General features: G+C 59.9%; 24 protein-coding genes and 1 pseudogene. 17 read left to right on the top strand and 8 right to left on the bottom strand.

Going from position 1 to position 25,114, the window contains the following annotated elements; genetic code table 11:
* The first annotated feature begins 67 nt into the window (after window positions 1-67).
* Complete coding sequence (locus NBG89_RS11430) at window positions 68-1,501, top strand: aldehyde dehydrogenase family protein (RefSeq protein ID WP_431320062.1); 1,434 nt, start codon at window positions 68-70, stop codon at window positions 1,499-1,501.
* Window positions 1,502-1,577: 76 nt separating this feature from the next.
* On the opposite strand, the gene NBG89_RS11425 is transcribed toward NBG89_RS11430, so the two are convergent.
* From NBG89_RS11425 to NBG89_RS11415, 3 genes are read right to left on the bottom strand one after another with little or no spacing between them, the layout of a single operon-like run.
* Window positions 1,578-2,402 carry a transglutaminase family protein gene (locus NBG89_RS11425; RefSeq protein WP_431320061.1) on the bottom strand — a complete coding sequence of 275 codons (825 nt, stop codon included), beginning with the start codon at window positions 2,400-2,402 and terminating at the stop codon, window positions 1,578-1,580.
* Between the two features lie 11 nt (window positions 2,403-2,413).
* Window positions 2,414-3,355 (bottom strand): alpha-E domain-containing protein, encoded by a 942-nt coding sequence (locus NBG89_RS11420; RefSeq protein ID WP_431320060.1) that lies wholly within the window; start codon window positions 3,353-3,355, stop codon window positions 2,414-2,416.
* On the bottom strand, window positions 3,355-4,764 hold the full coding sequence (locus NBG89_RS11415) for a circularly permuted type 2 ATP-grasp protein (protein ID WP_088703096.1): 1,410 nt from the start codon (window positions 4,762-4,764) through the stop codon (window positions 3,355-3,357). Before NBG89_RS11415 ends, NBG89_RS11420 begins: the two co-directional genes overlap by 1 nt.
* Window positions 4,765-5,120: 356 nt before the next feature.
* Between NBG89_RS11415 and NBG89_RS11410 the strand changes: the two genes are divergently transcribed.
* Entirely contained in the window at window positions 5,121-6,032 is a 912-nt protein-coding gene (locus NBG89_RS11410) for a DMT family transporter (protein ID WP_431320059.1), read from the top strand.
* Here the strand turns inward: NBG89_RS11410 and NBG89_RS11405 are convergent.
* From NBG89_RS11405 to NBG89_RS11395, 3 genes are all read right to left on the bottom strand, one after another.
* Complete coding sequence (locus NBG89_RS11405; protein ID WP_431320058.1) at window positions 6,029-6,670, bottom strand: bleomycin resistance protein; 642 nt, start codon at window positions 6,668-6,670, stop codon at window positions 6,029-6,031. The two genes, NBG89_RS11410 and NBG89_RS11405, sit on opposite strands and share 4 nt — an antisense overlap.
* Window positions 6,671-6,870: 200 nt before the next feature.
* Window positions 6,871-8,541: a DEAD/DEAH box helicase gene (locus tag NBG89_RS11400; protein WP_431320057.1), complete on the bottom strand. Its 1,671-nt coding sequence runs from the start codon at window positions 8,539-8,541 to the stop codon at window positions 6,871-6,873.
* 333 nt (window positions 8,542-8,874) lie between these two features.
* The gene (locus NBG89_RS11395; protein ID WP_431320056.1) at window positions 8,875-9,291 is read right to left on the bottom strand and encodes a hypothetical protein; all 417 of its coding nucleotides are present in this window, start codon (window positions 9,289-9,291) and stop codon (window positions 8,875-8,877) included.
* A 259-nt stretch (window positions 9,292-9,550) separates the two neighbouring features.
* On the opposite strand from NBG89_RS11395, the gene NBG89_RS11390 reads away from it, so the two are divergent.
* Complete coding sequence (locus tag NBG89_RS11390; RefSeq protein WP_431320055.1) at window positions 9,551-12,391, top strand: response regulator; 2,841 nt, start codon at window positions 9,551-9,553, stop codon at window positions 12,389-12,391.
* A 598-nt stretch (window positions 12,392-12,989) separates the two neighbouring features.
* Window positions 12,990-13,925 (top strand): HEPN domain-containing protein, encoded by a 936-nt coding sequence (locus NBG89_RS11385; protein WP_431320054.1) that lies wholly within the window; start codon window positions 12,990-12,992, stop codon window positions 13,923-13,925.
* A gap of 174 nt (window positions 13,926-14,099) precedes the next feature.
* Here NBG89_RS11385 and mnmD read toward each other — a convergent pair whose 3' ends face one another.
* The gene (mnmD, locus tag NBG89_RS11380; protein ID WP_431320053.1) at window positions 14,100-14,816 is read right to left on the bottom strand and encodes a tRNA (5-methylaminomethyl-2-thiouridine)(34)-methyltransferase MnmD; all 717 of its coding nucleotides are present in this window, start codon (window positions 14,814-14,816) and stop codon (window positions 14,100-14,102) included.
* Between mnmD and NBG89_RS11375 the strand changes: the two genes are divergently transcribed.
* The 9 genes from NBG89_RS11375 to NBG89_RS11335 all read left to right on the top strand — a co-directional run bounded on the left by NBG89_RS11375 (window position 14,815) and on the right by NBG89_RS11335 (window position 20,655).
* Entirely contained in the window at window positions 14,815-15,993 is a 1,179-nt protein-coding gene (locus tag NBG89_RS11375; RefSeq protein WP_431320052.1) for an NAD(P)/FAD-dependent oxidoreductase, read from the top strand. The two genes, mnmD and NBG89_RS11375, sit on opposite strands and share 2 nt — an antisense overlap.
* 113 nt (window positions 15,994-16,106) lie before the next feature.
* Window positions 16,107-16,829 (top strand): DUF1045 domain-containing protein, encoded by a 723-nt coding sequence (locus tag NBG89_RS11370; protein WP_431320051.1) that lies wholly within the window; start codon window positions 16,107-16,109, stop codon window positions 16,827-16,829.
* Between the two features lie 98 nt (window positions 16,830-16,927).
* Window positions 16,928-17,851, top strand: a complete 924-nt coding sequence (gene puuE / locus NBG89_RS11365) for an allantoinase PuuE (protein WP_431320050.1) — start codon at window positions 16,928-16,930, stop codon at window positions 17,849-17,851.
* Window positions 17,851-18,348 (top strand): 2-oxo-4-hydroxy-4-carboxy-5-ureidoimidazoline decarboxylase, encoded by a 498-nt coding sequence (gene uraD, locus NBG89_RS11360; RefSeq protein WP_431320049.1) that lies wholly within the window; start codon window positions 17,851-17,853, stop codon window positions 18,346-18,348. Before puuE ends, uraD begins: the two co-directional genes overlap by 1 nt.
* 55 nt (window positions 18,349-18,403) lie before the next feature.
* A complete protein-coding gene (locus tag NBG89_RS11355) occupies window positions 18,404-18,694 on the top strand; it encodes a nucleotidyltransferase family protein (protein WP_431320048.1) in 291 nt (96 codons plus the stop codon).
* The gene (locus NBG89_RS11350) at window positions 18,691-19,053 is read left to right on the top strand and encodes a HepT-like ribonuclease domain-containing protein (protein WP_431320047.1); all 363 of its coding nucleotides are present in this window, start codon (window positions 18,691-18,693) and stop codon (window positions 19,051-19,053) included. The genes NBG89_RS11355 and NBG89_RS11350 overlap by 4 nt, the downstream gene beginning before the upstream one ends.
* A 4-nt stretch (window positions 19,054-19,057) precedes the next feature.
* On the top strand, window positions 19,058-19,558 hold the full coding sequence (locus tag NBG89_RS11345) for an ureidoglycolate lyase (protein ID WP_431320046.1): 501 nt from the start codon (window positions 19,058-19,060) through the stop codon (window positions 19,556-19,558).
* Window positions 19,555-19,911, top strand: a complete 357-nt coding sequence (uraH, locus tag NBG89_RS11340) for a hydroxyisourate hydrolase (protein WP_431320045.1) — start codon at window positions 19,555-19,557, stop codon at window positions 19,909-19,911. Before NBG89_RS11345 ends, uraH begins: the two co-directional genes overlap by 4 nt.
* 3 nt (window positions 19,912-19,914) lie before the next feature.
* A complete protein-coding gene (locus NBG89_RS11335) occupies window positions 19,915-20,655 on the top strand; it encodes a metallophosphoesterase family protein (RefSeq protein ID WP_431320044.1) in 741 nt (246 codons plus the stop codon).
* A 10-nt stretch (window positions 20,656-20,665) separates the two neighbouring features.
* Here NBG89_RS11335 and NBG89_RS11330 read toward each other — a convergent pair.
* A pseudogene (locus NBG89_RS11330) lies at window positions 20,666-20,989 on the bottom strand (flotillin domain-containing protein); the annotation flags it as partial.
* Between NBG89_RS11330 and NBG89_RS11325 the strand changes: the two are divergent.
* The 4 genes from NBG89_RS11325 to NBG89_RS11310 all read left to right on the top strand — a co-directional run bounded on the left by NBG89_RS11325 (window position 20,889) and on the right by NBG89_RS11310 (window position 24,236).
* Complete coding sequence (locus tag NBG89_RS11325) at window positions 20,889-21,371, top strand: hemagglutinin repeat-containing protein (protein WP_431320043.1); 483 nt, start codon at window positions 20,889-20,891, stop codon at window positions 21,369-21,371. The pseudogene NBG89_RS11330 and the gene NBG89_RS11325 overlap by 101 nt on opposite strands.
* Window positions 21,287-23,059 carry a hemagglutinin repeat-containing protein gene (locus NBG89_RS11320; RefSeq protein ID WP_431322670.1) on the top strand — a complete coding sequence of 591 codons (1,773 nt, stop codon included), beginning with the start codon at window positions 21,287-21,289 and terminating at the stop codon, window positions 23,057-23,059. Before NBG89_RS11325 ends, NBG89_RS11320 begins: the two co-directional genes overlap by 85 nt.
* The gene (locus NBG89_RS11315; protein WP_431320042.1) at window positions 23,056-23,370 is read left to right on the top strand and encodes a hypothetical protein; all 315 of its coding nucleotides are present in this window, start codon (window positions 23,056-23,058) and stop codon (window positions 23,368-23,370) included. The genes NBG89_RS11320 and NBG89_RS11315 overlap by 4 nt, the downstream gene beginning before the upstream one ends.
* A 344-nt stretch (window positions 23,371-23,714) precedes the next feature.
* A complete protein-coding gene (locus NBG89_RS11310) occupies window positions 23,715-24,236 on the top strand; it encodes a hypothetical protein (RefSeq protein WP_431320041.1) in 522 nt (173 codons plus the stop codon).
* Window positions 24,237-25,114 lie beyond the last annotated feature (878 nt).

Raw genomic sequence — 25,114 nt, 5'->3', positions numbered from 1 at the left:
TGTAAGGCCCGGCCGCTTCGGCGGCCGGACCGTTTCTACAGAACGGTGAAGGAGGCCTAGTCAGCCCATGACCATTTATAAAAACCTCATAGCCGGCGAATGGGTCGGCTCGGACGTGACGAAGAACATCAATCCGTCGGACACTAACGAGGTCGTTGGCCTCTATGCGGACGGTACGACCGAAGATACGAAGAATGCGATTGCCGCCGCCAAAGCAGCTTTCCCTGCCTGGTCACGCTCTGGTATCTGGGAACGTCATGTCATCCTCAAGAAGGCCGGCGACGAGATCATGGCGCGCAAGGATGAACTCGGCGCGCTGCTCGCCCGCGAAGAGGGCAAGACGCTTCCCGAGGCGATCGGCGAGACCATTCGCGCGTCGCAGATCTTCGAATTCTTCGCCGGCGAGGCGCTGCGCCTTGCTGGCGAGGTCATCCCATCTGTTCGCCCCAACATCGGTGTCGAGATCACCCGTGATCCGCTCGGTGTCATTGGTATCATCACGCCCTGGAACTTCCCGATCGCGATTCCCGCGTGGAAGATCGCGCCGGCGCTTTGCTACGGCAACACCGTCGTCTTCAAGCCCGCCGAACTCGTTCCGGCCTGCTCCTGGGCAATCGTCGACATCCTGCACCGTGCCGGCCTGCCGAAGGGCGTGCTGAACCTCGTCATGGGCAAGGGCTCGGTTGTCGGCCAGGCGATGCTCGACAGTCCGGATGTTACGGGCATCACGTTTACCGGTTCCACCGGCACCGGCCGCCGCGTCGCAGCCGCCTCGATCGAGCATAACCGCAAGTTCCAGCTCGAAATGGGCGGCAAGAACCCGATGGTCGTCCTCGACGATGCTGACCTCACGGTTGCTGTCGAAGCAGCAGCCAATTCCGGTTTCTTCTCCACCGGCCAGCGCTGCACTGCGTCCTCGCGTTTGATCGTCACCGAAGGCATCCACGACAAGTTCGTGGCGGCGCTGACGGAAAAGCTTCAGACGCTGGTCGTCGACAACGCGATGAAGCCGGGCACGCATATCGGCCCTGTGGTCGATGAAAGGCAGCTGAAGACGGATACCGATTACATCGAGATCGGCCGGAAAGAGGGCGCCAAGCTCGCCTTCGGCGGCGAACTCATCAACCGTGAGACGCCTGGCTTCTATCTGCAGCCGACGCTGTTTACGGAAGCCACGAACCAGATGCGTATCAGCAGGGAGGAGATCTTCGGTCCTGTTGTCTCGGTCATCCGCGTCAAGGACTACGAAGAAGCGCTCAGCGTCGCCAACGACACGCCGTTCGGCCTGTCAGCCGGGATTGCTACGACAAGCCTCAAGCACGCGACGCATTTCAAGCGCAACTCCGAGGCCGGGATGGTCATGGTCAACCTGCCGACCGCAGGTGTCGACTTCCACGTTCCCTTCGGTGGCCGCAAAGGCTCGTCCTACGGCCCGCGCGAGCAGGGCAAGTACGCGGCCGAGTTCTATACGAGCGTCAAGACGGCCTATACGCTGGCTTAACGATGGCCCAAAAGGAACCGAGCCGCTGTGCGGCGGCTCGGACAAGGTCTCGATACGAATTCTTCGCAGGCCTCCTTCAGCTCTGGCTTTGGCTCTGCATCTGCCCCTGATCTTCGACCTTGACGACGACCGAGAGCTTTTCTCCCGGCGTGCCGATGCGCATGCCTGAAACGGGGGCCGCGTCGCGGTAACAGAGGCCGGAGGCGACGCGCACATAGCGTGCATCAGGGCAGATGTTGTTGGCCGGGTCGAAGCCGACCCAACCAAGGCCCGGGACATGCGCCTCGCCCCAAGCGTGCGTTGCCGCCTGCTCGACTTTCTCTTCCATCATCAGGTAGCCGGAGACGTAGCGCGCCGGTACGCCGAGGCTGCGTGCCGCGGCGACGAAGACATGGGCGTGATCCTGGCAGACGCCGCTCTTCTTCTCCAGCGCTTGCTCCGCTGTCGTTTCTGTGTCGCTGGTTCCGCGCCGGTAGGCCACTGCCTCGTGAATCCCCGACATCAGCGCATGCATGCGAGCCAGTTCGTTGTCACCGCTGACGCCCTTGATCAGTTCCTTGACGAGCTTGCCGGGCTTCGTCCTCGGCGTCTCGCGCAGGAACAGCCACAGCGGGCAGAACCCGCTGTGAGCGCCGAGGACGCCATTTTGATCTTCGGTCTCGACTTCGCCTTCTGCGACGATGCGGGTCGTGCGCTGCTCGCCTTCCAGCGAAACGAGGTTGATGTGATTGCCGAACTGGTCGTCATATTCGACCTCGGGTTTCGCGCCCTCGACATGCAGCGACCAATTGAGGATCCTCTGTCCGGTCACGGTCGGCGGCGTCAGCCGCAACCGCTGTAGCGAGAAGGCGGACGGTTCCTCATAGTGATATTCGGTAACGTGGCTGATCTTAAGTTTCATGTCGTGCCCGCCTATGCATAGAACCGGTAACCGTCGGAAATTTCCATGCCGAGCTGGTTGTTGCGCGTGACAAAATCTTCCAGAAACTCATGCAGGCCCTGGTCCATGATCTCCTTGATGGCGCGCGTCTGGAGGCTCTTGCGGATGGCATCTGCCGTGTCGTGTGCCGGCAACCGTTCGCCGTAATCCTTGGCGAGATAGCCGAGTTCGCTGACGATCTTTTCGTAGCAGTAGGCAAGCGAGCGTGGCATCTGGCCGTTGAGGATCAGGAAGTCGGCGATGTTCATCGCCCGATATTCGCCGTCATAGGCCCAGCTGTAGGAGCGGTGGGCGGAGACGGACCGCAGGATCGACTCCCATTGGATGTTGTCGATCGACGTGCCGACGGCGGAGACCGAGGGCAGGAGCACATAGTACTTCACGTCGAGAATACGGCTCGTATTGTCCGCGCGCTCGATAAAGGTGCCGATGCGGGCGAAATTGTAGAGTTCGTTTCTGAGCATGGAGCCGTGGAAGGCACCGCGGATCAGCCCGGCGCGATGCTTGATGGCATCGATCGCTTCCGGCAATTCCGCTGCCTTCAGCCGCTTGGACAGCAGCGCCTTCAGCTCGATCCAGAATTCGTTCGTTGCTTCCCACGTCTCGCGTGTCAGCGCGGTGCGCACCATGCGGGCGTTGTTTCGCCCATAGTCGACGCAGGACATGACGCTCGAAGGGTTGCTCCTATCGCGTAGCAGGTAGTCGATCGCGTCGGCGCTCGTCAGCTTGCTGTGGCCCTCGTCGTAGGTCTCGCGGACGCCCGCACTTTGCAGGACGCCGTCCCAATCGTCGTCACCGGTTCCGCTTCTCGTCAGAGACATGCGCAGACCGGCATCGATGAGGCGCGCGATGTTCTCGGCGCGTTCGAAGTAACGGAACATCCAGTAGAGTCCGTTTGCAGTTCTTCCGAGCATCAGTCCTCCAATACCCAGGTATCTTTTGTGCCGCCGCCCTGGCTGGAATTGACCACAAGCGAGCCCTGTTTAAGAGCCACGCGGGTCAATCCGCCAGGGATGATCTGCACCTTGTCGGAAACGAGAACATAGGGGCGCAGGTCCACATGACGCGGCGCAATTCCCTTGTTGACGAGGATCGGCACGGTCGAGAGCGAAAGCGTCGGCTGTGCGATGTAGTTGGCGGGCTTTACCTTCAGCTTTTCGGCAAAATCGGCGCGCTCCTTCTTGGTGGCCGTCGGTCCGACCAGCATGCCATAGCCGCCGGAGCCGTGTACTTCCTTGATGACAAGCTCTTCGAGATGCTCGAGGACGTATTTGAGGCTCTGTGGTTCGGAACAGCGCCAGGTCGGCACGTTTTCCAGGATCGGCTTGCGCCCAGTATAGAACTCGACGATCTCGGGCATGTAGGAATAGATCGCCTTGTCGTCCGATATGCCGGTGCCCGGTGCATTGGCGATGGTGATGTTGCCGGAACGGTAGACGTCCATGATGCCAGGAATGCCGAGCGCCGAATCCGGCCGGAAGGTGAGGGGATCAAGGAAGTCGTCGTCGACGCGGCGATAGAGCACGTCGATCGCCTCATAGCCGCGGGTCGTGCGCATTTTCACCTTGCCGTCGATGACGCGAAGATCCGAGCCCTCGACCAACTCGACGCCCATGGTGTCTGCGAGGAAGGAATGCTCGTAATAGGCGGAATTGTAGATGCCAGGCGTGAGCACGGCGACGCGCGGCTTGCCCTTGCAGCCCGGAGGCGCCAGCGACGCCAGGCTCTGGCGCAGCAGGTAGGGATAGTCCTCGACCGGCCGGACCTTGTTGGCGTGGAACAGTTCCGGGAACATCTGCATCATCGTCTCGCGGTTTTCCAGCATGTAGCTGACACCGGATGGCGTGCGAGCGTTGTCCTCCAACACGTAGAACTCGTCCTCGCCGGTGCGCACGATATCGGTGCCGACAATGTGCGTGTAGACGCCGCCCGGCGGACGGAAGCCGATCATCTCCGGCAGGAAGGCGTCATTCCTCTCGATCAGTTCGCGCGGAATGCGGCCGGCGCGGATGATTTCCTGCTTGTGGTAGATGTCGTCGAGAAAGGCGTTGAGCGCGATCACCCGCTGTTCGATGCCCTGGGCGAGCTTGCGCCATTCGCGACCTGAGATGATGCGGGGGATGATATCGAAGGGGATGAGCTTTTCGGAGGAGTCTGCGTGTCCGTAGACAGCGAAGGTGATGCCCGTCTTGCGAAAGATGTTTTCCGCGTCCCGGGATTTGGCAATTAGATGCGTTCGATCTTGGTTATTGTACCACTCAAAATATTTCTCATATGGCTGACGAGGATTTTCGTCCCCGGTGATCATTTCATCAAATGCCAAAGGTGTGGCTCCCCTTTTTTGTTCATTTGAATACAACGCAATAAGCAATGCAAGAACCATGCACAGTTCGGGGGTGAGATTTGTAAAATCCTCCCAAGTGGCCAAAAGAGCCAAAAAACTGGGCATTTATCAAAATCTGACATGGCTGCGGTGGCCGTCAATCCCTGGTGGTCGCTCAAAATATAGGCGCCTGATTATTTTCAGATCGGCATTCGATTCATTTTCGGGCCCAGCCGTATCTCTGTCGATCGCGCCACCCATCAACGAAACTGCAGGTAAGCATCAATGCTTCGCCTTTGACGGCGGGGCCACCGGTCGGCTATCAGCGCGGCAATCCGTTGCCCCAGGACCAATTCATGTTGCTTGATCGCATTGCACCCGTCATCTTCGTTTTCCTCTGGTCAACCGGCTGGGTCGTGGCGAAATACGCCGCGATACATTCAGAGCCCTTCACGTTCCTCGCGGTGCGTTATGCGCTTTCGGCGCTGGCGTTTCTCAGCCTTTGTCTTGCCATGCGCGCGGCGTGGCCGGGCCGGGCTGTTGCTTTCAAGGCACTCTATTCCGGTATGTTCCTGCACGGCTTCTATCTTGGCGGCTTGTGGTGGGCGATTGCGAATGGCGTGCCGGCGGGAATATCCGGAGTCATTGCTGCCATGCAGCCGCTTTTGACGGCGATGGCTGCGCCGCTCCTCGTCGGCGAGCGTTTGCAGGGCGTCCAGAGGCTGGGCCTGCTGCTTGGCTTCCTCGGTATCGCCATCGCGATCTCGCCGAAGCTCTTCGATCCGGCAACGGCCGATCTGGCGCATGCGGCCGTGCCGCTGGCGATCAATCTTATCGCCATGTGTTCCGTCACCTACGGAACGCTCTATCAGAAGAAGCATCTGCAGACCGGCAAGCTTCTTCCCATCGCCACGTTGCAATTTGTCGGTGCCCTGATCGTCACGATGCCGCTGGTGCTCTGCTTCGAGCGCATGCGCTTCGACGGATCGGCACAGGCCATTGGGGCGCTCATCTGGTCCGTGTCCGGCCTGTCGATGGGCGGCGTCGGACTGCTGCTCTATCTCATCCGCCGGGGCAAGGTTTCGCAGGCGGCATCGCTCATCTACATGATGCCGCCGACGGTGGCACTCGAGGCTTTTATCGCCTTCGGCGAGCCGCTGACATTGCCACTGATCCTCGGCACCATCGTCGTGGTGACCGGGGTATATCTGACCAACAGACCGGTGAAAGTTCCTCTGCGGGATGCGAAGGAGCTTCAGCGCGCCTAGGGAGCCGTCCCTGAAAAGGCGATCAGGTTTCCGTCGGGGTCCTGCACGATAAAAGTGCGCGCGCCCCATGGCTCGTTGCGTAAGGGCTGATGGAACGAAGCGTCGGCAGCCCGATACTCCAGAAACAACTGCTTCGGATCATCGACCGTAAGCGTTGCGGAGAGGGCATCGACCTCTCGGGCTCTGAATCCAGTGTCGAAAACCGGCGCCCCGACCTTTCGCAGGTTTAAGCGTGCGCCGCCGCGAAAGACTTGAGCATAGAAGGGCGGCTCGCCGTAGAGGAACGCAATTTCAAAGCCGAGTTTTCGGACGTAGAATTGGGATGAGGCATTGATGTCGGAGACGAAGAGCTGCGGCTCTGCGGAGAGCATCAGCGGGCGTCTGCTGTCCAACACTGTCGATTTCGTCATGGTTTCGATCCCTTCGACCAGCGCCGGCCAATTTGCAAAGCCATGCTTTCTGGCGGCAAGCTCCTGCGTGTCGCTGAGCCTGAAGTCTGCATCCATGATCGCTCGGTCGCTTTGATCTCGATATCTGGGCAGAATCCATCTGATCTGTGCGGCAACGGGAAAGTACTGTTCGCGATGCCATCGCAGGTAAGTCTTGGCTTGCTTTTTGAGGTTTTCGATATTTGGCATGGGCGCGGACTACGTTTGACTTTGTCGTACGTAGGCGGGCAATGCCCCTCCGGCTTGAAGCCGACGCGCCCTACAGCAGCGCCATCATGCTACCGCGGCTGGCGGGTCGGTACAAGGCAGGATTGAAATGATGAGGAATCAATCTGGCGCCGCAAGATGCGCATTGTAAAGGGCGGGATTTCTCCCGCCCCTGCTTTTGATCAGGCGCGTTCGCGGCGCTGGCTGTTGCCACCACGCGAGGGACCACCGCGACGGTTGCCGCCGTTGCCTTCGCGACGTTCACCGCCACCGTGGGCCTGTGCACCGCGATCTTCGCCGTGCTTGCGGGCCGGGCGGCCGTGTGCATTGCGGGCGCCGCCGCCAGGATGATGGCGGTTCTCGCCGTTGGCATGGTTACCATGCTGCGGGCGCTGCGCCTTGCGGGCCGGACGGAAGTCCGACGTCGTGGCCAGATCATTATCGGGGCCCGATGTCATCGGCGTCGGCTCACCGCGACGCTGGCCCCGGAAGTCCTCGTTGCGCTGGGGCTGGCGCTCGGGGCGGGCACGACGCTCGCGGCGTTCCTCGTTGTTGGCGCGGACTTCGTCGCCGGCTTCGGGGCGTGGACGACGCTCTGGGCGGCCGCCTGCACGATGGCCCTCGCCGCCACGACGCTCACCACCACGGTTCTCACCACCACGACCCTGGCCGCGGTTGCCGCCATTGCCGTTGCCGCGGCGTGGGGTCGCGTTCATGTTGGCCGGTGCTTCGCCGCTTGCGACTGAGATGCTGATGTTCATCAGGCGCTCGATGTCGCGCAGGAGGCGGGTTTCATCGGGTGCGCAGAAGGCGATCGCGATGCCGTCGCGGCCGGCGCGGGCGGTACGGCCGATGCGGTGGACGTAGGCGTCGGGAACCTCAGGCAGGTCGTAGTTGTAGACATGGCTGACGGCCGGGATGTCGATGCCGCGGGCTGCGACGTCGGTCGCGATCAGGGTCTTGATGTCGCCGTCACGGAAGGCCTTGAGGGCGCGCTCGCGCTGGCCCTGGCTCTTGTTGCCGTGGATCGAGGCGACGGAATAGCCGACGTGGTCGAGATGCTTCATCAGCTTCTCCGCACCATGCTTGGTGCGCAGGAAGACGATGGCGCGGCCATCCGGGTTCTCGGTGAGCGACTTCTTCAGAAGGTCGGTCTTGTCATTCTTGCCGTTTACGAAGTGGACATACTGCTCGACCTTGTCGGCAGCCTTGCCCGGAGGCGTCACTTCGACGGTGACCGGGTTCGTTAGGTATTCGCCGGCGAGATCGGCGATCGACTTCGGCATGGTTGCCGAGAACAGCATTGTCTGGCGCTTCTTCGGCACCATCTTGGCGATCTTGCGCAGGTCGTGCACGAAGCCGAGGTCGAGCATCTGGTCGGCTTCGTCCAGAACGAGGTAGCGCACGGCGGTGAGGCCAATAGCACGGCGGGCAACGAGGTCGAGCAAGCGTCCAGGCGTAGCAACGAGAATGTCGGTGCCCTTTTCAAGCTGCAGCTGCTGCTTGTTGATCGACACGCCGCCGACGACGACGTTGATGCGCAGGTGCGACTTGCGCAGGAAGTTCTTCAGGTTCTGGGCGATCTGGTTCACCAGTTCGCGGGTCGGGGCCAGGATCAGCGTGCGGGTGGTACGGTTGTCCGGACGGCGCTCTTCAGGGATGAGCTTTTCGATAAGCGGCAGGCCGAAGGCAGCCGTCTTGCCGGTGCCGGTCTGGGCAAGGCCGATGAGATCGCGGCCTTCGAGAAGAAGCGGGATCGCCTTTTCCTGAATGGGGGTCGGCTTTTCGATGCCGAGCTGGAAAAGTGTGGCGACGATCGGCTTGGAGACACCAAGCGATTCAAAATTGGTCAATTCATAACCTTTTTAGGGCGCGCCAAAACAAATCCGCCGGATCGCAGAGTGCGGCCCGGTGTCATTCTGGCGTCAAGCACCCCGCGTGAAGTGGGAACTTGTCTTGTTGGAAAAAGCTTTCCAGCGCTTCTGCCGCGTCTTGGGATGCGGCCTGTATGAAATGCGCTTTTGCCCTTCTTCCTGCATCCTATTTGCTGGCAGGAGCACGCTCACGCGGCGGCCGGAAGGTGAAAGCTGGCCTGCATTTGGTCTAGTTCGGGCCAAAAGTCAATAGCGGCCGGTCGACCGAGCGCCGGCGCGAAGGCCCTGTGACACTTCAAACCAGCTCAGTTTTCAATAGCAAACCCTTGTACGGTAAGCCTCGCCCCATCCATTGCGGTGCCATTGAACATGACAACGGGGGGCGTAGTAGTCGCGGTAATACGGTCTGTAGTAGCTTCGATAGGCCGGATATCGATAGTACGATCCATAATAGGGCCGGTAATAGGAGCCATAGTAGGGCCGATACGCGGATCCATAGTAAGGCCTGTAGTAGGGCCTGTAATAGGGCCGGTAATACGGCCCAGGATAGTAGCCGTAGTAGGGATAGGGGCGTGCGATCTGCGACAATAGGATGCCACCGACAGCCCCAGCCGCGACGCCGCCCCAGAAGTCGCTATGGGCATTCGCGGGCGTTGCCGGGAGGAACGTTGTCCCGGTCAGGGTCAATGCCATTAAGCCCGCCGCCATGCTTTTATGAAGTACAGACATGGTCGTCTCCTTTCGTTGACGAAGCTTGTTCTTGAAGCCGTCAGGAGAAGCCGTTCGGGTCTACGGGGCCAGCTGAACGAGTTCATTTTAGAAACGACTGAAACTATACCACAGTTCCTGGATGTTTACTGCTTGTGATCATACGGCGCCGGCCAATGCGCACATTGCTCATTGCCCCCTAAATCATGGTTAAAGCCTTGTTAAAGCGGCGCAGCTATAGTTGCTCGACGAGCGAACTTTTTCTGACTGGGGACTGATTTTGACATCGGACGGGGACCTTCTCGAACTGGCCTGCCGCCGGATCGCAGATCTGGATCGCCCTGCCTATGTCAAGAACAGCGAGCTTCGTTACGTCGCAGTCAACGAGGCCTATGCGTCCTTCTTTGGAAAGGAAATTTCTGATTTTATCGGCCACCGGAGCCGCGAATTGATCGACACGCCGGAAGAGGAGACCCGCGAAGACAAGGAGCGGCGCGCGCTCGTTTTCGCAAGTGAGGAAAATGCCGTTTGCTTTGACAGCAGCGGCGCTGAACACGAGCGGGTGCGCATCGAAAGCTTCTCGCCTTCCGAAGACCGTGTCTACGTGCTCGGTCTTTTCGAGAGGCGAGCACCTCGCCGGGATGGCGACAGGCCGGCGTCGGATTTGGCCCGCAGCCAGGCCCTGACCGAGGATCTTGACAACATCCTTCGCGCTCTTCCCGTCGGCGTCATGATCCTGGACGACAGGCGCAACGTTCTCTACGCCAACGACGAGTTTTACGATGTCTGGGATCTGCCGCGCGACAACCGCTTCGACGGCTGGGCGTTCATCGACGTAATCCGCCACAATCACAAGCTTGGGCGCTACGGCGCCAAAGTGACGCCGGAGCAGATTCTTGTTCGGCGCGAGGCGCATTTCCAGGCGGCGGAGAGGGAACAGCGGCCGGTGGAGCTCGGTTGGGTCGGTGGCAAGCGGGTGCTGTTCGATGGCAGAAGTCTCTCCAATGGCCGGGTTCTACTTTCCTATGCGGATGTGACCGCAGTTCGTGAGCGCGAAAGGGAAGTCCACGAAACGCGGGCGGCGCTCGAGCATATGGGCGATCTGATGCATGATGCGACGCGCGCCATGTCCCAGGGTCTTCTGATCGTGCAGGACGGGATCATCCTGCTCGCGAGCGATCCGCTTGGCGATATCCTGGCGATACCGCCCGAGTACCTGACTGTCGGTCGGGGATGGATCGACCTCTTCCGGTTCTGCGCCGAGCGGGGGGATTTTCACGGCCAGGAGGACGAAATCCTCACGAGTTGGCGAGACAACATCGCAGCCGGGAAGCCGATCTCGACTCCATTCCATGTCGCTGGCGAACGTTGGGTTAACCTTGACGCTACCATCAGCGAGCGGCAGCATTGGATTGCGTTGTTTACCGATGTCACCGAAGCGAAGGAGCGAGAGGCCGAGCTCGAGCGGCTCCTGTCGCGGGCGGAGGCGGCCGATCGCGTCAAATCGGAATTCCTGGCGAACATGAGCCACGAGATCCGGACACCAATGAATGGTGTCCTCGGCATGGCGGAGTTGTTGGCGAAGACCGATCTTGATACGCGCCAGAAGACGTTCATCGATATCATCGTCAAATCAGGCAATGCACTGGTGACGATCATCAATGATATTCTCGATTTCTCGAAGATCGATGCCGGCCAGATGACGCTCCGGCGCACGACGTTCGATCTTGTCGAAGCGATCGAGGATGTTGCGACCCTCTTGTCTTCGCCCGCGGCCGAAAAGAACATCGAACTGCTCGTGCGCACGGCGCCCGATTTGCCGTCGGCTGTGATCGGCGACGCGGGGCGCTTCCGGCAGATCATCACCAATCTCGTCGGCAATGCGGTAAAGTTCACGGAGCACGGTCACGTCCTTGTGGACATTAGCTTTGCGCCGGGCGCGCAAGACGAGATCATGGCGAGCATCCGGATCGAGGATACTGGCATCGGCATTCCGGATGACAAGCTGGAGTCCATTTTCGACAAGTTCTCGCAGATAGACGCATCCTCTACACGTCGTCACGAAGGAACAGGCCTCGGCCTCGCCATCACTGCAGGGCTAGTCGACCTGTTTGGTGGCTATCTTGAGGTGGACAGTCGGCCGGGTGAGGGCTCGGTCTTTACCGTGAACCTGCCTTTCGTCGTGGCCGCGGCTCGGCTGGCGCCAAAGACGCTGCCGGTCAACGTGAGGGGCGCCCATGTTCTCGTCGTCGACGACAATGCGGTCAACCGACAGATTCTGACCGAGCAGTTGGCTCTTTGGGGCTTCGATGGCGCCGCCGCCGAAGACGGACCTGCGGCGTTTGCAATCCTCGAGGCTGCGCATGAATTTGGCTTGGGGGTCGATGCAGTCGTGCTGGACTATCAGATGCCTGGCATGAATGGCGCCGAGATCGCACGGAAACTGCGCACCGACAGCCGCTTCGAGCGCCTGCCGATTATCTTTCTGACATCGATGGACATTTCCGGAACCGAAAAAGAGTTCGCGGCTCTTAACGGCCAAGCCTATCTGATGAAGCCGGCGAGGGCGAACGTGCTGAGGAACACCATCGCAGACGTCGTGCGTGCAAGCCGGACAAAGCAGGTCGCCGCTGCTGCTGTCATGCAGTCTAGCGCGGAAGCGATGCCATCGCCGCTGCCCAAGGCCGAGCCTTCCGAGACGGCGCTGACGGAGTTCATTGACGTGCTGGTCGCGGAAGACAACGAAGTCAACCAGATCGTCTTCACCCAGATCTTGCGGGAAAGCGGTCGTAGCTTTCTCGTTGTCGGCAACGGCCAGGAGGCGGTGGAAGCGTGGCACCGCCACACCCCGCGCATCATCGTGATGGATGTCTCGATGCCCGTGATGAACGGCCATGACGCGACGCGCGCGATACGCGATCGGGAGCGCGGGCAAGGCCATCGCGTTCCAATCGTTGGGGTAACCGCGCATGCGCTGGAGGCCGATCGCGACCTTTGCCTGGAGGCAGGCATGGATGATTACATGTCAAAGCCAATCAGCCCGGAGCTGCTCGAAGAGAAGCTGGAGCTGTGGTTGGGCAGGAACGGGCGACAGACGGGTCGCTCGGCGAGCTATAGCTAGAACGGGAAGCTGCAATCAGACGAGCCCCGCGTTGGCATCGACGAATTGCGGCAGGAATGCAAACATGAAAGCAGGACTTTGGGTTGGTCAGGCTGTCAATCGTGTCTTCACCGACAGCCTTCCATCCCGAAACAGGCTTGGCTTTTAGCCTGTTCGGATTGGCGTCCGAAGCCCGCCCAAACCATCTTCGAGCCCACGCAGGCGAACTTGGTGCCGCCGGAAACGCGTATAGTCACGAGATCGCTGAATTTCACGATGCGTTGGGGGTTGCGATCGAGGCCGCTAAGCCCGGGCGAGCGGATAGGAAGAGGGCCGCCGAAGGTGAGATCGAAGAAGGCGAACCAAAAATCACAGAGGTCATCCAGGCATGATCCCGTACAACATACCGCAGACATAAGAACAGATCCCGCCGAACAGCGGGTTTTACGGTTGGACGAGCTTCAGCGCGACTCCGAGCGCAACCGCGATCGAGACGAGTTCGAACGATTGGAGAGATGTGCGCCGCCCTTGCAGCATGACGCCCGGCTGGAGCTTGATTGTACTTGCAGGCGCTTTCCCGTATAACGTTTAGATGCGCAATCACCATGGAACCGCTACGATGGATGCGATTCTGACCGAAGGCTTTGACGCGGCTTTGACCCTGACCGACCATATCGAACATCTGCCGGACAGGAAGCGGCGCGAACTGGCGCGCATCCTCGAGATCCTGTTTGCCGAGGTCGATGGCTTCCAGGCCGGCAAGCTGTCGGCCAAGCGCAATTTCGGCAGGATCCTGAAGGTCATTCTCTATGGTTCTTATGGCCGCGGCGACTGGGTCGAGGATCACCTGAGCGGCTATCGCTCCGACTACGATCTGTTGATCGTCGTCAACAGCAAGGCGTTTGCCGAGGAGCAGGAACTCTGGGAGAACATCGAGGAGCGGCTGTTGACGGAGCAGATCGCGCACCGCATCGAAACCCCGGTCGTGCCGATCATCCACACGTTGGCCGATGTCAACGACCAGCTGTCCCGCGGTCGCCCCTTCTTCGTCGACATCGCCAGAGACGGCATTCCCCTCTACGAGGAGCCCGGCCATCCGCTGGCGCAACCGAAGCCGCTGACGGCGGAGGACGAGCGGTTTGAAGCCAAAACGCACTTCGACCGATGGTTCTTTAACGCGGGAAAGTTCTTGGAAGGCGCGCAATTTTACGCAGTTCAAGAAGATAGAAATCATGCAGCCTTCATGCTTCACCAAGCCTGCGAAAGCTACTATCACTGCGCTCTACTGACGCTGACCCTCTACAGCCCCAAATCTCATCGTCTGAAGGTTCTTCGCTCTCAAGGCGAAGGGCTTGATATCAGGCTGGTCGAGGCATGGCCGCGTGAAAGCCGGTTTTCACGGCGCTGCTTCGAGTTGCTGTCGCGGGCCTATGTGGAAGCGCGATATTCGTCGAAATACACAATCAGCAACGAGGAGCTCGCCTGGCTCGTCGAGCGCGTGAAGGCTCTTCAAACTCTCGTCGAAACGGTATGCAAGGAGCGACTTTCCGTGTGAAAGTTAGTCAATACCGGCGCGGGACGACGGTTGGTCTAAGCGGCTTCGTCATGAACAGCAGTCAAATGGAAACGCACCGCCTTCAGTATGGTACCGGTCGTCTCCCCACATCCTCTCTGCCGCCAAACTCCCGCAGAAATCGACGAAAAACCGCCGTTTATGGACAGGCACGAACTAGGATTTGATGCCACAAAGCATCTCGCGCTTGCCGGCAAAGCCGCTGCGACGCTCGACGACAAAGCCCGCCGCGAGCAGATTGCGCCGGACGAAGCCGGCTGCGGCGTAAGTCGCAAAGGTTCCGTTCGTTTGCGTCTTTTCGCAGACGAGGTGCATCAGTTCCCCGGACCACATGTCAGCGTTGCGCGACGGCGCGAAGCCGTCGAGATACCAAGCATCGAAGCCCGCTTCGGCGGCTTCGACCCCGTCTAGCGCGCGACCACAGACGACGCTGAGGGTCGTCTGGCTATCAAGGCTTAGGGACACGGTGCCCTTGGGTGTCTCCGGCCATGCTGCAGCCAGGGCTTGCCGTTCCGCGTCGATCTCGGTCCAATGAGACAGCGCGCGGTCGATTTCCCTGCGTTGCATCGGATAAAGCTCGAACGACATGAAGTGCAATTTCTGCCCCGTGCGCCGATTGAGTTTCCACTGTCGCCAGGTTTCGGCAAAGTTAAGGCCGGTACCGAAGCCGAGTTCGCCGATCAGGAAGTCGCCCTGATCCTGCCAGCGCTGCGGCAGACCGTTGCCGGCAAGGAAGACATGCCCACATTCAAGCCTACCGTCCGTCTGGCAATAAAAATGGTCGCCAAAAGCCGGCGAATAGGGCATATCGCCGTCGCGCCATTCGAGCGGCTGCTGCGCGCCAGGAGTTTTTTCAGGATCCGTATCTGTCATGACCAAAGCCGATAGTCCGGCCCAGTCGTCCGGTCAATCATCGACTTCCCTGCTGATCGTCGGCGGCGGCATCATGGGATTGTGGGCGGCGGTTCACGCGGAGCGTCTTGGCATTGACGCATTGCTCGTCGACGCCGATCGGCTTGGCCATGGCGCAAGCGGTGGGCTGCTCGGCGCGCTCATGCCGCATATGCCGGACAAGTGGAACGCCAAGAAGCAATTCCAGTTCGATGCGCTGGTTTCGCTGGAGGCGGAAATTGCTGCTTTGGAGGAGCAGACTGGCCTTTCGGCAGGCTATCGCCGTTCAGGGCGTCTCATCCCACTGCCGAAGCCTCACTTGCGCGAGATTGCGCTTGGCCATAGCCGCGATGCCGACGATCGCTGGATCGCGGGTGAGCGGCGGTTCCACTGGCATGTCCTTAATAGGCCTCCTCAGGACAATTGGCTCGATGCCATGGCTTGCGAAAGTGGCTTCGTGCACGATACGCTTGCCGCTAGGGTTGCTCCCCGGTCGCTGACTGCTGTACTGGCCACATCGCTGCGCGAAGGCCGGCATGTGCGGGTTGCCGAGCATGTTTCGGTCGAGGATCTCGATTTTGGACGCAAGGTTGCAAGAACGACCGCAGGTGACGTTGCGTTCGGCCGATGCCTTGTTGCGGCCGGGCACCAATCCTTTCCATTGCTGGGCCGCTACACCGCTGGCCTTGCCAGGCCGCTCGGCCAGCCCGTCAAAGGACAGGCAGCGTTGTTGAAAGTCGATATAGACCCGTCCTTGCCGACGATCTTCCGCGACGGGCTGTATATTGTTGCGCATGAGGGAGGCCACGTCGCCGTCGGCAGTACCAGCGAGAATCGCTTCGACGAGCCGTTTTCGACCGATGGACAACTCGACGCGCTGCTTGAGGCAGCCGGACAATTGGTGCCGGCGCTGCGGAGCGCACCCGTGCTTGAACGATGGGCCGGTCTGCGGCCGAAGGCAATCGACCGTGACCCGATGATTGGCGTCCACCCCGACCATGACGGATTGATCGCACTGACCGGTGGCTTCAAGGTCAGTTTTGGTGTCGCCCACCGTCTTGCCGCCGCAGCGGTCGACCTGGCGGCCGGTCGCCAGCCGCGCTTTGCTCTGCCAGACAGCTTCCTCCTTGCTAATCACATTCGTGTGGCTTCACGCTAAACGTGAATTAGCAATTCCTGCCTTTCGTTAATCTGTCATGCAAATCACCTATCTGCTAGCGCAACCGCGGCGCCAAGGGATGGCCGCGCCGTATGTTCGACGGAGGAAATTGCATGCGCTATGCCATTTGCTTTACGCCAGCTGCGAGCGACCCGCTCTCGCATGTGGCTGCAAATTGGTTGGGCCGGAACGTGTTTTCCGGGGAGATGGTCGAGCCGACCGCCATCCGCGGATTGAGTATCCACGAGATTGCCTTCCATACGGCAATGCCGCGCCGCTACGGCTTTCACGGTGTTCTGAAGGCGCCCTTCCGCCTTGCCGCCGACATGTCGGAGGTGCAACTTCTGCGGGATCTCATGCGCTTTTGCGGTACGCTTTCGCCGTTCCAGATCAGGAAGCTGGAGGTCGCGCGGGTCGGCGGCTTCTATAGCCTCGCTCCGTCGTTGCCCTGCGAGCATCTTCACTATCTCGCCTGCGCCGTTGTCCAAGAGTTCGATCGTTTTCGTGCGCCGTTGAGTGAGGCGGAAATCGAGCGTACGGATCCCGGCGGTCTGTCGGCGGCGCAGTTCACCAACCTGCACCGCTGGGGAAACCCTTATGTGATGGACGAATTTCGCTTCCACATGCCGCTGACCGGCCCTGTCAGTCAGTGCGACATGCCCAGGGTCGAGCAGGCGCTTCGCAATGTATTCGAGCCAGTGCTTGCCAATCCTATCAAGGTGGCGAATGTCGCTCTGATGATCGAAGAGGGGAATGGCGGACCGTTTCGCGTGCATTCGCTGCACCCGATGGGCAAGGTCAGTGCCCGGCGGGATCGCGTGCCTGCATTTGCCTAAGGCTTTGTCCGTAAAGGTGAAACTCTGTTGCGTACTTTCCGTCTCGACATTCCCTCTCCGGATGCTACCGTTTCGCCGACTTTCAGGAAGGTGATTTCATGGTATCCGAGACTTATCCGCGCAATCTGATCGGTTATGGACGCAATACGCCCGATCCGAAGTGGCCGGGCGATGCGCGCGTCGCCGTCCAGTTCGTCATCAACTACGAGGAGGGTGGCGAGAGCTGTATCCTTGATGGCGATCCGGCTTCCGAGAACCTGCTGTCGGAAATCGTCGGTGCCGCGCCCTGGCCGGGCAAGCGCAACCTCAACATGGAATCGATCTATGAGTATGGCTCGCGCGCCGGTTTCTGGCGCCTGTGGCGGATGTTCACGGAGCTCGACGTTCAAACCACCGTCTACGGCGTGACCTTGGCCATGGCGCGCAATCCGGAAGCGGTTGCGGCCATGAAGGAGGCCGGCTGGGAGATCGCCAGCCATGGCTACCGGTGGCTGGAATACAAGGATTTCCAGGAGGACGTCGAGCGCAAGCACATCCAGGAAGCCGTGCGCCTGCACACGGAACTGACCGGCGAGCGGCCCTACGGCATGTATCAGGGCAAGCCCTCCGACAACACGCTGCGCCTCGTCATGGAGGAGGGCGGTTTCCTTTATTCCTCGGACTCTTATGCCGACGACCTGCCGTTCTGGGTGAAAGGTATCGACGACAAGCCGTTCCTGATCATCCCCTATACACTCGAGACCAACGATATGCGCTTTGCTACGCCGCAGGGCTTCAACTCGGGCGATCAGTTTTTCACCTACCTCAAAGATGCCTTCGACACGCTCTATGAGGAAGGTAAGGCGGGCAGCCCGAAGATGATGTCTGTCGGCCTGCATTGCCGCCTGGTCGGTCGTCCCGGTCGCGCGGCGGCGCTGAAGCGCTTCATGGAATATGTGCTGAAGCACGACAAGGTGTGGATCCCAAGGCGTCTCGAGATCGCCCAGCATTGGCATACGCACCACAAGCCGGAGACGATCTGATGCTTTCGCGTGACGAGTTCGTATCGCGCTACGGCGGTGTTTTCGAACATTCGCCGTTCATTGCCGAGCGTGCCTATGAGGATGGTTTCGTCGGAGATGAATTGACGGTGGATCGTGTGCATACGGCGCTCGTCGCGATCTTCCGGGCGGCGAGCCCGGAGGAGCGGCTGAGCGTACTGCGCGCCCATCCCGATCTTGCAGGACGCCTCGCGATAGCGGGCGAACTCACCGAAGACAGCAAGAAGGAGCAGGCAGGCGCTGGGCTCGACCGGCTGAGTGCGGAGGAACATGTCCGTTTCTCCGAGCTCAATACGGCCTATGTCGAGAAATTCAGCTTTCCCTTCATCATTGCTGTCAAGGGCTTGAACAAGGACGACATCCTGACGGCCTTTGAAAAACGCATCGGCAACACGCGCGACGAAGAGTTCGAAGCGGCCACGGCTGAGGTCGAGCGCATCGCGTTCCTGCGTCTTGAAACGATGCTTCCAGGGCGTTGAGACAGGCGGCTCCTTGGTGCTTTTCTCTTTTGCGCCCGTGACTTATAGTTGCGTCATGAAGCCCTCAGAAGTGTTGCAGAAGAACAGGCAGGCGATTCGCGAAGCGACCAAGCGCTTCAGCGCGGCGAACCCGCGTGTCTTCGGTTCGGTGACGCGCGGTGAAGATCGGCCGGACAGCGATCTGGATATTCTGGTGGATACGTTGCCGTGCACGACTCTTTTCGATCTCGGCGGGTTGCTGGAGGAACTGAAGGAAACGCTTGGTATAAAGGTCGATCTTGTAACACCAGAAGGGTTGCCGGACAGGAAACGCGAACGCGTTCTTTCGGAAGCGACCGTGGTATGAGCGTCGAACGGCTGGTGGAGCACATCGATCGGATGCAGCAGGCGGCCGAGCAGGCACGTACACTGACCGACGGTATGACCGAAAGCGCCTTTCTGGCGGATATCAGGACCCAACTGGCTGTGACGATGTCGCTGGTCTTCTTGGGCGAGGCGGCGGCTCGTATTGGCATCAACGACCCAGATTTCATTCGCGAGCATCCCGAACTTCCTTGGTCAAAGATAGAGGGAATGCGGAACCTAGTTGTGCACGACTATTACCGTGCGGATCTTTCGGCCATTTGGGCTACCGTCAAATGCGATCTGGCGGACCTTATCTCGCAGCTTCAGTCGATACGCCATTGGCGCATCCAAGGCGAATAACGACATGTCTCAGTTCCTTGATATTCTTCCCCTGACCAAATCCGCCTTCGCGCCTTTCGGCGATGTCATCGAAGCCGATCCGGCAACGATGCGCTATATCAACAACGGCACGACCGAGCGTTTCCATGCGCTCGCTGCCGCCGAAGCGGTGGGCGAGGGCGCGCGCGTCATCATCAACCTCTTTCGCGGCCAGCCTCGGGTCTTTCCCTATGAGATCGGCATGATGGAGCGGCATCCGTTTGGCAGTCAGAGCTTTTCGCCGGTCTCCGGTCGCCCGTACCTCGTTGTCGTCGCGGAGGACGAGGACGGCCGGCCCGGTCGTCCTCTGGTGTTCCTGGCGCGGGGCGATCAGGGCGTGAATTATCGCCGCAACGCCTGGCACCATCCGCTGATGTCGCTCAGTGCCCTCAGTGATTTCCTTGTCGTCGATCGCGAGGGACCCGGCAACAATCTGGAAGAATACTTCTTCGAAACGCCCTACATCATCAGCGAGCCCAGCCTATGACCGGACTGACCACCCACGTACTCGATACCGCCTCCGGCAAGCCGGCCGAGGGGCTGAGGATCGATCTCTTTCATGTTGAAGGCGACGTCCGCCGTCACCTGAAGACGGTCAGGACCAACTCCGACGGCCGCGTCGACGGCGGGCCGATCCTGAATGGCGACAGTTTCAAGGCGGGAACTTACGAACTGCTCTTTCATGCCGGCGACTATCTGCGCGCGGCGGGCATCGCGTTGCCGCACCCGGCCTTTCTGGACCTCGTGCCGATCCGCTTCGGCATTGCCGACGTGACCGCGCATTACCACGTGCCGCTGTTGATCTCGCCCTACGGCTACTCGACCTATCGCGGTAGCTAAGCCATGCGATTTGCGGCGATCGCGGATGTTCACGGGAACGATATGGCGCTGGAGGCGGTGCTGGCCGATATCGCCGCGCAGCGCATTACCGATATCGTTAATCTCGGCGACTGCTTTAGCGGCCCGCTGACAGCAGGGCGAACCGCCGGGCTGCTGCGGGCGCGGGACATGCTGACCGTCCGCGGCAATCACGATCGCTATTTGATCGAACAACAGCGCGAGGCCATGCACGCTTCCGATGCGGCGGCGTTTGATCAGCTGACGGCGGACGACCTGCAATGGTTGCGCGGGCTGCCGCCGAGCGCGGTCTACCGTGATGAGGTCTTCCTCTGCCATGCGACGCCGGCGAACGACAGTACCTATTGGCTGGAGTCCGTGTCTACGGAAGGACATGTCTTTTTGAAGCCGCTGGCGGAGATCGAGGCGCTGGCCAAGGGCGCGGATTTCCCGTTGATCCTCTGCGGCCACAGCCATATCCCGCGAATGGTTCGCCTCAGCGATAGCAGGCTGATCGTCAATCCCGGCAGCGTCGGCTGCCCGGCCTATGACGATGACCTGCCGCACCACCACAAGGTCGAGACCGGCCATCCGCTGGCGTCTTATTGCATACTGGAGAAGGGCGAGACCAGCTGGCTCCCGATCTTCCGCACCGTCGCCTACGACCACATGGCCATGTCGCGACTCGCAAAAGAAAACGCCCGCCCGGAGTGGGCAGGCGCGCTCGCGACGGGCTGGATACCGTAGCTGCCGATTTTCAAACGTCCTTCTTGCCAGGCGCCTTGGGAGCGGGCGGGGCGGTATCGATGGAGGCTGCGTTTGTCGACGTCGTTGCTAGTCCGTTGGCTTTGCCGGTGTCCAGATTGTCCAGCAGAGACGAGACAGCGTTATCGCCGTCGAAGCCTGCTTCTTTCATCAACCGGTCGAGAATCGGCTTGTTGGCTTGATAGGAGAGAAGCTGCGCGGCCAGGCCGTCGCCCATGCCGATGCCGTTTCCGGTGGTCGCGCCGTTACCGCGACCAAGCATGCCTCCGGTATCGAAAATCTTGATGTCGGAGATCTTTTCGATCGGCTTGATAGCCGTCACTGCTGAGGCGGGTTCCGTCAATGTCGTCTCCGCGGGCCTCGCCCGCAAGACCAGCGACGGCTACACGACGACGACATCGACCGATCAGCAGCAGTCGCAGCTTTCGGCCGGCACCGATGCGACGATCAAGGCTCGCGACGATATCCTTGTCGCCGGTTCCTCGCTGAAGGCCGGCGGCAGTGCCAACCTCGAAGCTGGCGACGATGTCAACATTGTCGCCACCCAGCAACGCTCCGACAGCACCTTTGGCAAGAACACGGCGTCGGCAACGTCGCCCAGGCGAGCAACAGCATCACATCGACGACCAGCACGTCAGGAGGGGCAAGCTTCGGCACTTCCGCCGGCGTCGGCATCAAGGGCGTCAGCGGCGGACTGACAGGTAGTGCCAGTGCGTCGGCTGGCAAGTCCAACGCGGATGGGACCACTCAGGTCAATAGTCACGTCAACGGCACCGGTGACGTCACCCTGGAGTCAGGAAACGATACGCGTCTCGCGGGCGCGGTGGTCTCCGGCGATACGGTGACCGCAAATGTCGGTGGCGATCTGACCATCCTCTCCGTTCCCGACACCGGGGCCAGCTCCAACCACTCCGTTTCCGGTGGCTTCAGCCTGGGCGGCGGCCAGCTCCTGTCCGGCGTGCAGATCGGTGGTGGCAGCGGCTCCGGCGAAACCAACTGGATCACCGAGCAGTCGGGTCTCGTCTCAACCGGGACGATGGACATCATCGTCGGCGGTAATACTCATCTGGGTGCCGGTAAGATCATCTCCGAATCCGGCGACCTCATCCTCGATACCGGCACGCTGACCTATGACAACTTCGATGGCCAGAAGAACTACGAAGGTTTCAGCGTCGAGCTCGGCATCGATCTTTCCAGTGGCAAAGACGAGAACGGCAATTCCACCACTAACCACACGTTGGAGGGCTCCTATCAGCTCGACGATACGCGCCAGACGGTTCGCGCCACCGTCGGGCCAGGCGACATCGTCATTCGCGACCAGCAACAGCAGGCGGCGCTCGAACAGGACGGCACTTCCACGCGCCCGCTCGATGAGCTCAACCGCGACCCAGACAAGGCCTACGAGATCACCAGGGACAAGCATGTAGAGCTTGAGGTGTATTTGTCGACCAACAGCCTAAAGGCGGTTGTGGAGGCGGGCAAGACCATCGCCGAGGCGGTTAGCGCGGCAATTGACCGGATGGTCAATGACGGCAAGTTATCACTGCCTGATTCGGACTCGGTTAAGAAGCTCTTGGCTTATGAGGATGATCCTACGGTTCGAGCCGCGTTGATGAGCTGCGGCCAGCAGAGTGGAGATGCAGGTTTCAATCTTTTCGACTGGCTTGTCACTCCTGCTCATGCCGCATCCTCCTGCCTGATCCCAACGCCCGGCGGAACCGTGGCCGTAACGCCGCAAGGAGCATTGACTTGCCTTGCGTCCTTCGAGAGCATGGTCGCCGTTGCCACCACAATTGCAAAGCGCGCTGCCACTCCAACAATCGCTGGAGCCATCTTCCTCCTATTAGATCCGACTTCTGCCGGCGCTTCAGTTGATCATACGCAGACGCTCGCTGACGGTACGACAATCCGCATGACTGGCCAACAAGATGAGCTCAGTCGCCACGTCGTCGTCACTCTGCCCACAGGTCAGCAGGTCTCGCTCGTGCTGGTCACTACGGATAACGGTGGTTATGAATTGATGTCCGGGAAGGTCGCCGGGGCAAACATGCCAGCCTCAATGCTTGGCGATGTAGCAGGTCAGCTTTCTTCCGGCGGCATGCTGGTCGTGTACAACGAAAAGACTGACACCGGAGGCGATCAGGCGGATGATGGTCGGCTGACAAATCCCACAAAAGGAGAGAGCAAGGTTTGGCAGGAGTTGGACAACGCCGGCAACGGCCGCAAGAAATCTGGAACAGGTTCCAAAACGCGCTACTATGAGTGGGATTACACTCACAACGATATTGAAGTGTATGATAACAAAGGCAGGCACCTCGGGTCCGCAGATCCGACGACAGGTGAAATTTATAAGCCTCCGGTTCCAGGGCGGAAGATTAAGCTATGAGTGAAGGTGACATTCTCAGTGATCTCATCGAGGGGCGGATCAGTGTTCAGCAAGCAGAGCAGGCGCTTGACGAAATACTAGATTCTTCTTTAGCTGCGGACGTGCAAAATCAACTCGGGTTCAGTAGAGCAGAATGGACAGCATATGCATATGGTGCCTCACTGTCCGAATTAGCAAGTTGGCGCCAAGATGGTTGGCCCGATCGATGTATCGTTTGTGGCAATCAAATTGAAATCGATCGTTTTGGGTGGATTGTGATCGATGTGATGGGCGCCTCGCGTTTGAAGCACATCTCCTGCCCTGAGAGCTAGGGGGCGTTTGCCCGATATCCATGGGCCATCATTATCGGCCCCGTTGCCATGGCCGAATTGGAAGGCAGCTTCGGTCTCCGGAACGCCAAGTACCTCTCGCCCCGAGCAGGTCGCGGCCCTGACCGAACCGCTGGTCTGGTACGGGAAGAAACTCGTCAACGGCATCGAGGTGCCGGCGCCGGCCGTCTATATCCCCAGCACTGAGATGGGTGAGCTTACCGCCTCCGGTGCGCTGATGGCAGGCGATAGCGTCAACATCAAAGGTGACTTGATCAACACTCCGGCACGATGCTGGCCAAAAAAGATCTGTCGGTATCTGGCACAAGGCCAATGGCGATGCCGCCATGGTCTCGGAGCAATCCGGCATCCATTCTGGTTCCAGTGGTTTCGATATCACCGTCGGCAACAATACCGCGCTGATTGGCGGGGTCATCAGCAGCCAGGCGCTGGCAAGCGACAATCGGCTCGAGACTGGCACACTTACGTGGCAGGACGTCGACACCTATTCGAAGTGGAAGGCCGACACCTATGGCGGCGGCCTGTCGCTGCTCGGGCCATCGCTTGCTCCGCACCTCAGCGAGGGCGAGAGCGCCACCGGAAAGGCGCTGGCTGCCGTCTCTCCGGGGCAGATCATCATCACCGACCCGGCGAACCAGACCCAGAACGTCGACGACCTGCGTCGCGATACGGCGAATACCAACACGTCGCTTCCCGGACTTCCGGATCTGCAGAATATCCTGCGTGAGCAGTTGAAGACGCAGGAACTCTATCAGGATGCGGCGGCAAAGGCCGCCAAGGCGATCGGCGACATCTCGCTCAAGCTCGAGCAGGCGGCAACGACGCCCGAGGAGCGTGTATTCCGCTGATGGAGGCTCGAAGGACTGCGTCGGAAGCGTTTGAAAGAAACGGCAGCGACACGAAGTGGACGACAACGACCGCGCCGCAGCCTGTCGTGGCCTATCCGAGGTTTACCTCCTGCTCCTACGTCGACAACACTGACGGGCCTCACTTTCGCGCATATTGGCACAATCGCCATCCGCACCAGATGGCCAGTGCCGAAGTCTGGCTCACTTCGGATCTCCAGAGGCTCAGTAAGGTCGTACGCCGGTTTCCCGATGATGATGCGCGGTATCCGTCCAAGACTTTGTCCGAGACCATGGATTATGACACCACACGTGTGGTGGCTCCGCCCGCCGAAGACATCCTGCAATAGCGGAATCTCATTGAGCTACTGCCTTGGAAAAGCGTCGAGCTCCTGAGGTCGACTGAAACATGGAGAGCGCTACAGGTTTCGCTCGCTCCGCCCAATGATATCAGCCCGCTGGCAAGTTCCAGTCGCTGGCACAATGTCGAGCTTATCCCCAACCTTAAATCCATCACGAGGCGTGCCGATCTCAAAACTGTATCTGCATGCGAGGGACTCCCCAGTGGGAGCAGTCCTTGAGAAAGACAGTTCTGCCATCGTTATGATCGTCGCCCCACGACGATTAACTTCCTCTTCCCAGACCGCTTCTATCGTCGCGACGGAGCGCTCAAAATGATGCAGTCGCCATAGATAAAGGCCAAGAATGGTGATGCAGATCACCAATCCAACCAATGGGAACACTACCCTGATCACTGCGAATTCTCGCGTCACCTTCGGACCGTAAGTTTGTCGAAGCATCACCACCCACCCTCACATGACGCCATCAAGCGCAGCAGTTGCTAGCCGAGAGTCGGGCTTCCCTCATGCATTTCGTCGCGC

This window comes from Rhizobium sp. YTU87027, assembly GCF_050644135.1.
In the GTDB taxonomy this organism is placed as follows: domain Bacteria; phylum Pseudomonadota; class Alphaproteobacteria; order Rhizobiales; family Rhizobiaceae; genus Rhizobium.
The sequence above is the reverse complement of the archived record's forward strand: the minus strand, read 5'-3'. Positions and strand labels throughout refer to the sequence as shown.

What these genes read in the sequence shown, in the direction of transcription:
- NBG89_RS11430 (WP_431320062.1), top strand. Translation starts at nt 68, where the DNA reads ATGACCATTTATAAAAACCTCATAGCCGGCGAATGGGTCGGCTCGGAC.
- NBG89_RS11425 (WP_431320061.1), bottom strand. Translation starts at nt 2,402, where the DNA reads ATGAAACTTAAGATCAGCCACGTTACCGAATATCACTATGAGGAACCG.
- NBG89_RS11420 (WP_431320060.1), bottom strand. Translation starts at nt 3,355, where the DNA reads ATGCTCGGAAGAACTGCAAACGGACTCTACTGGATGTTCCGTTACTTC.
- NBG89_RS11410 (WP_431320059.1), top strand. Translation starts at nt 5,121, where the DNA reads ATGTTGCTTGATCGCATTGCACCCGTCATCTTCGTTTTCCTCTGGTCA.
- NBG89_RS11405 (WP_431320058.1), bottom strand. Translation starts at nt 6,670, where the DNA reads ATGCCAAATATCGAAAACCTCAAAAAGCAAGCCAAGACTTACCTGCGA.
- NBG89_RS11395 (WP_431320056.1), bottom strand. Translation starts at nt 9,291, where the DNA reads ATGTCTGTACTTCATAAAAGCATGGCGGCGGGCTTAATGGCATTGACC.
- NBG89_RS11385 (WP_431320054.1), top strand. Translation starts at nt 12,990, where the DNA reads ATGGATGCGATTCTGACCGAAGGCTTTGACGCGGCTTTGACCCTGACC.
- NBG89_RS11375 (WP_431320052.1), top strand. Translation starts at nt 14,815, where the DNA reads ATGACCAAAGCCGATAGTCCGGCCCAGTCGTCCGGTCAATCATCGACT.
- mnmD (WP_431320053.1), bottom strand. Translation starts at nt 14,816, where the DNA reads ATGACAGATACGGATCCTGAAAAAACTCCTGGCGCGCAGCAGCCGCTC.
- NBG89_RS11370 (WP_431320051.1), top strand. Translation starts at nt 16,107, where the DNA reads ATGCGCTATGCCATTTGCTTTACGCCAGCTGCGAGCGACCCGCTCTCG.
- puuE (WP_431320050.1), top strand. Translation starts at nt 16,928, where the DNA reads ATGGTATCCGAGACTTATCCGCGCAATCTGATCGGTTATGGACGCAAT.
- uraD (WP_431320049.1), top strand. Translation starts at nt 17,851, where the DNA reads ATGCTTTCGCGTGACGAGTTCGTATCGCGCTACGGCGGTGTTTTCGAA.
- NBG89_RS11355 (WP_431320048.1), top strand. Translation starts at nt 18,404, where the DNA reads ATGAAGCCCTCAGAAGTGTTGCAGAAGAACAGGCAGGCGATTCGCGAA.
- NBG89_RS11350 (WP_431320047.1), top strand. Translation starts at nt 18,691, where the DNA reads ATGAGCGTCGAACGGCTGGTGGAGCACATCGATCGGATGCAGCAGGCG.
- NBG89_RS11345 (WP_431320046.1), top strand. Translation starts at nt 19,058, where the DNA reads ATGTCTCAGTTCCTTGATATTCTTCCCCTGACCAAATCCGCCTTCGCG.
- uraH (WP_431320045.1), top strand. Translation starts at nt 19,555, where the DNA reads ATGACCGGACTGACCACCCACGTACTCGATACCGCCTCCGGCAAGCCG.
- NBG89_RS11335 (WP_431320044.1), top strand. Translation starts at nt 19,915, where the DNA reads ATGCGATTTGCGGCGATCGCGGATGTTCACGGGAACGATATGGCGCTG.
- NBG89_RS11325 (WP_431320043.1), top strand. Translation starts at nt 20,889, where the DNA reads ATGCCGATGCCGTTTCCGGTGGTCGCGCCGTTACCGCGACCAAGCATG.
- NBG89_RS11315 (WP_431320042.1), top strand. Translation starts at nt 23,056, where the DNA reads ATGAGTGAAGGTGACATTCTCAGTGATCTCATCGAGGGGCGGATCAGT.
- NBG89_RS11310 (WP_431320041.1), top strand. Translation starts at nt 23,715, where the DNA reads ATGGTCTCGGAGCAATCCGGCATCCATTCTGGTTCCAGTGGTTTCGAT.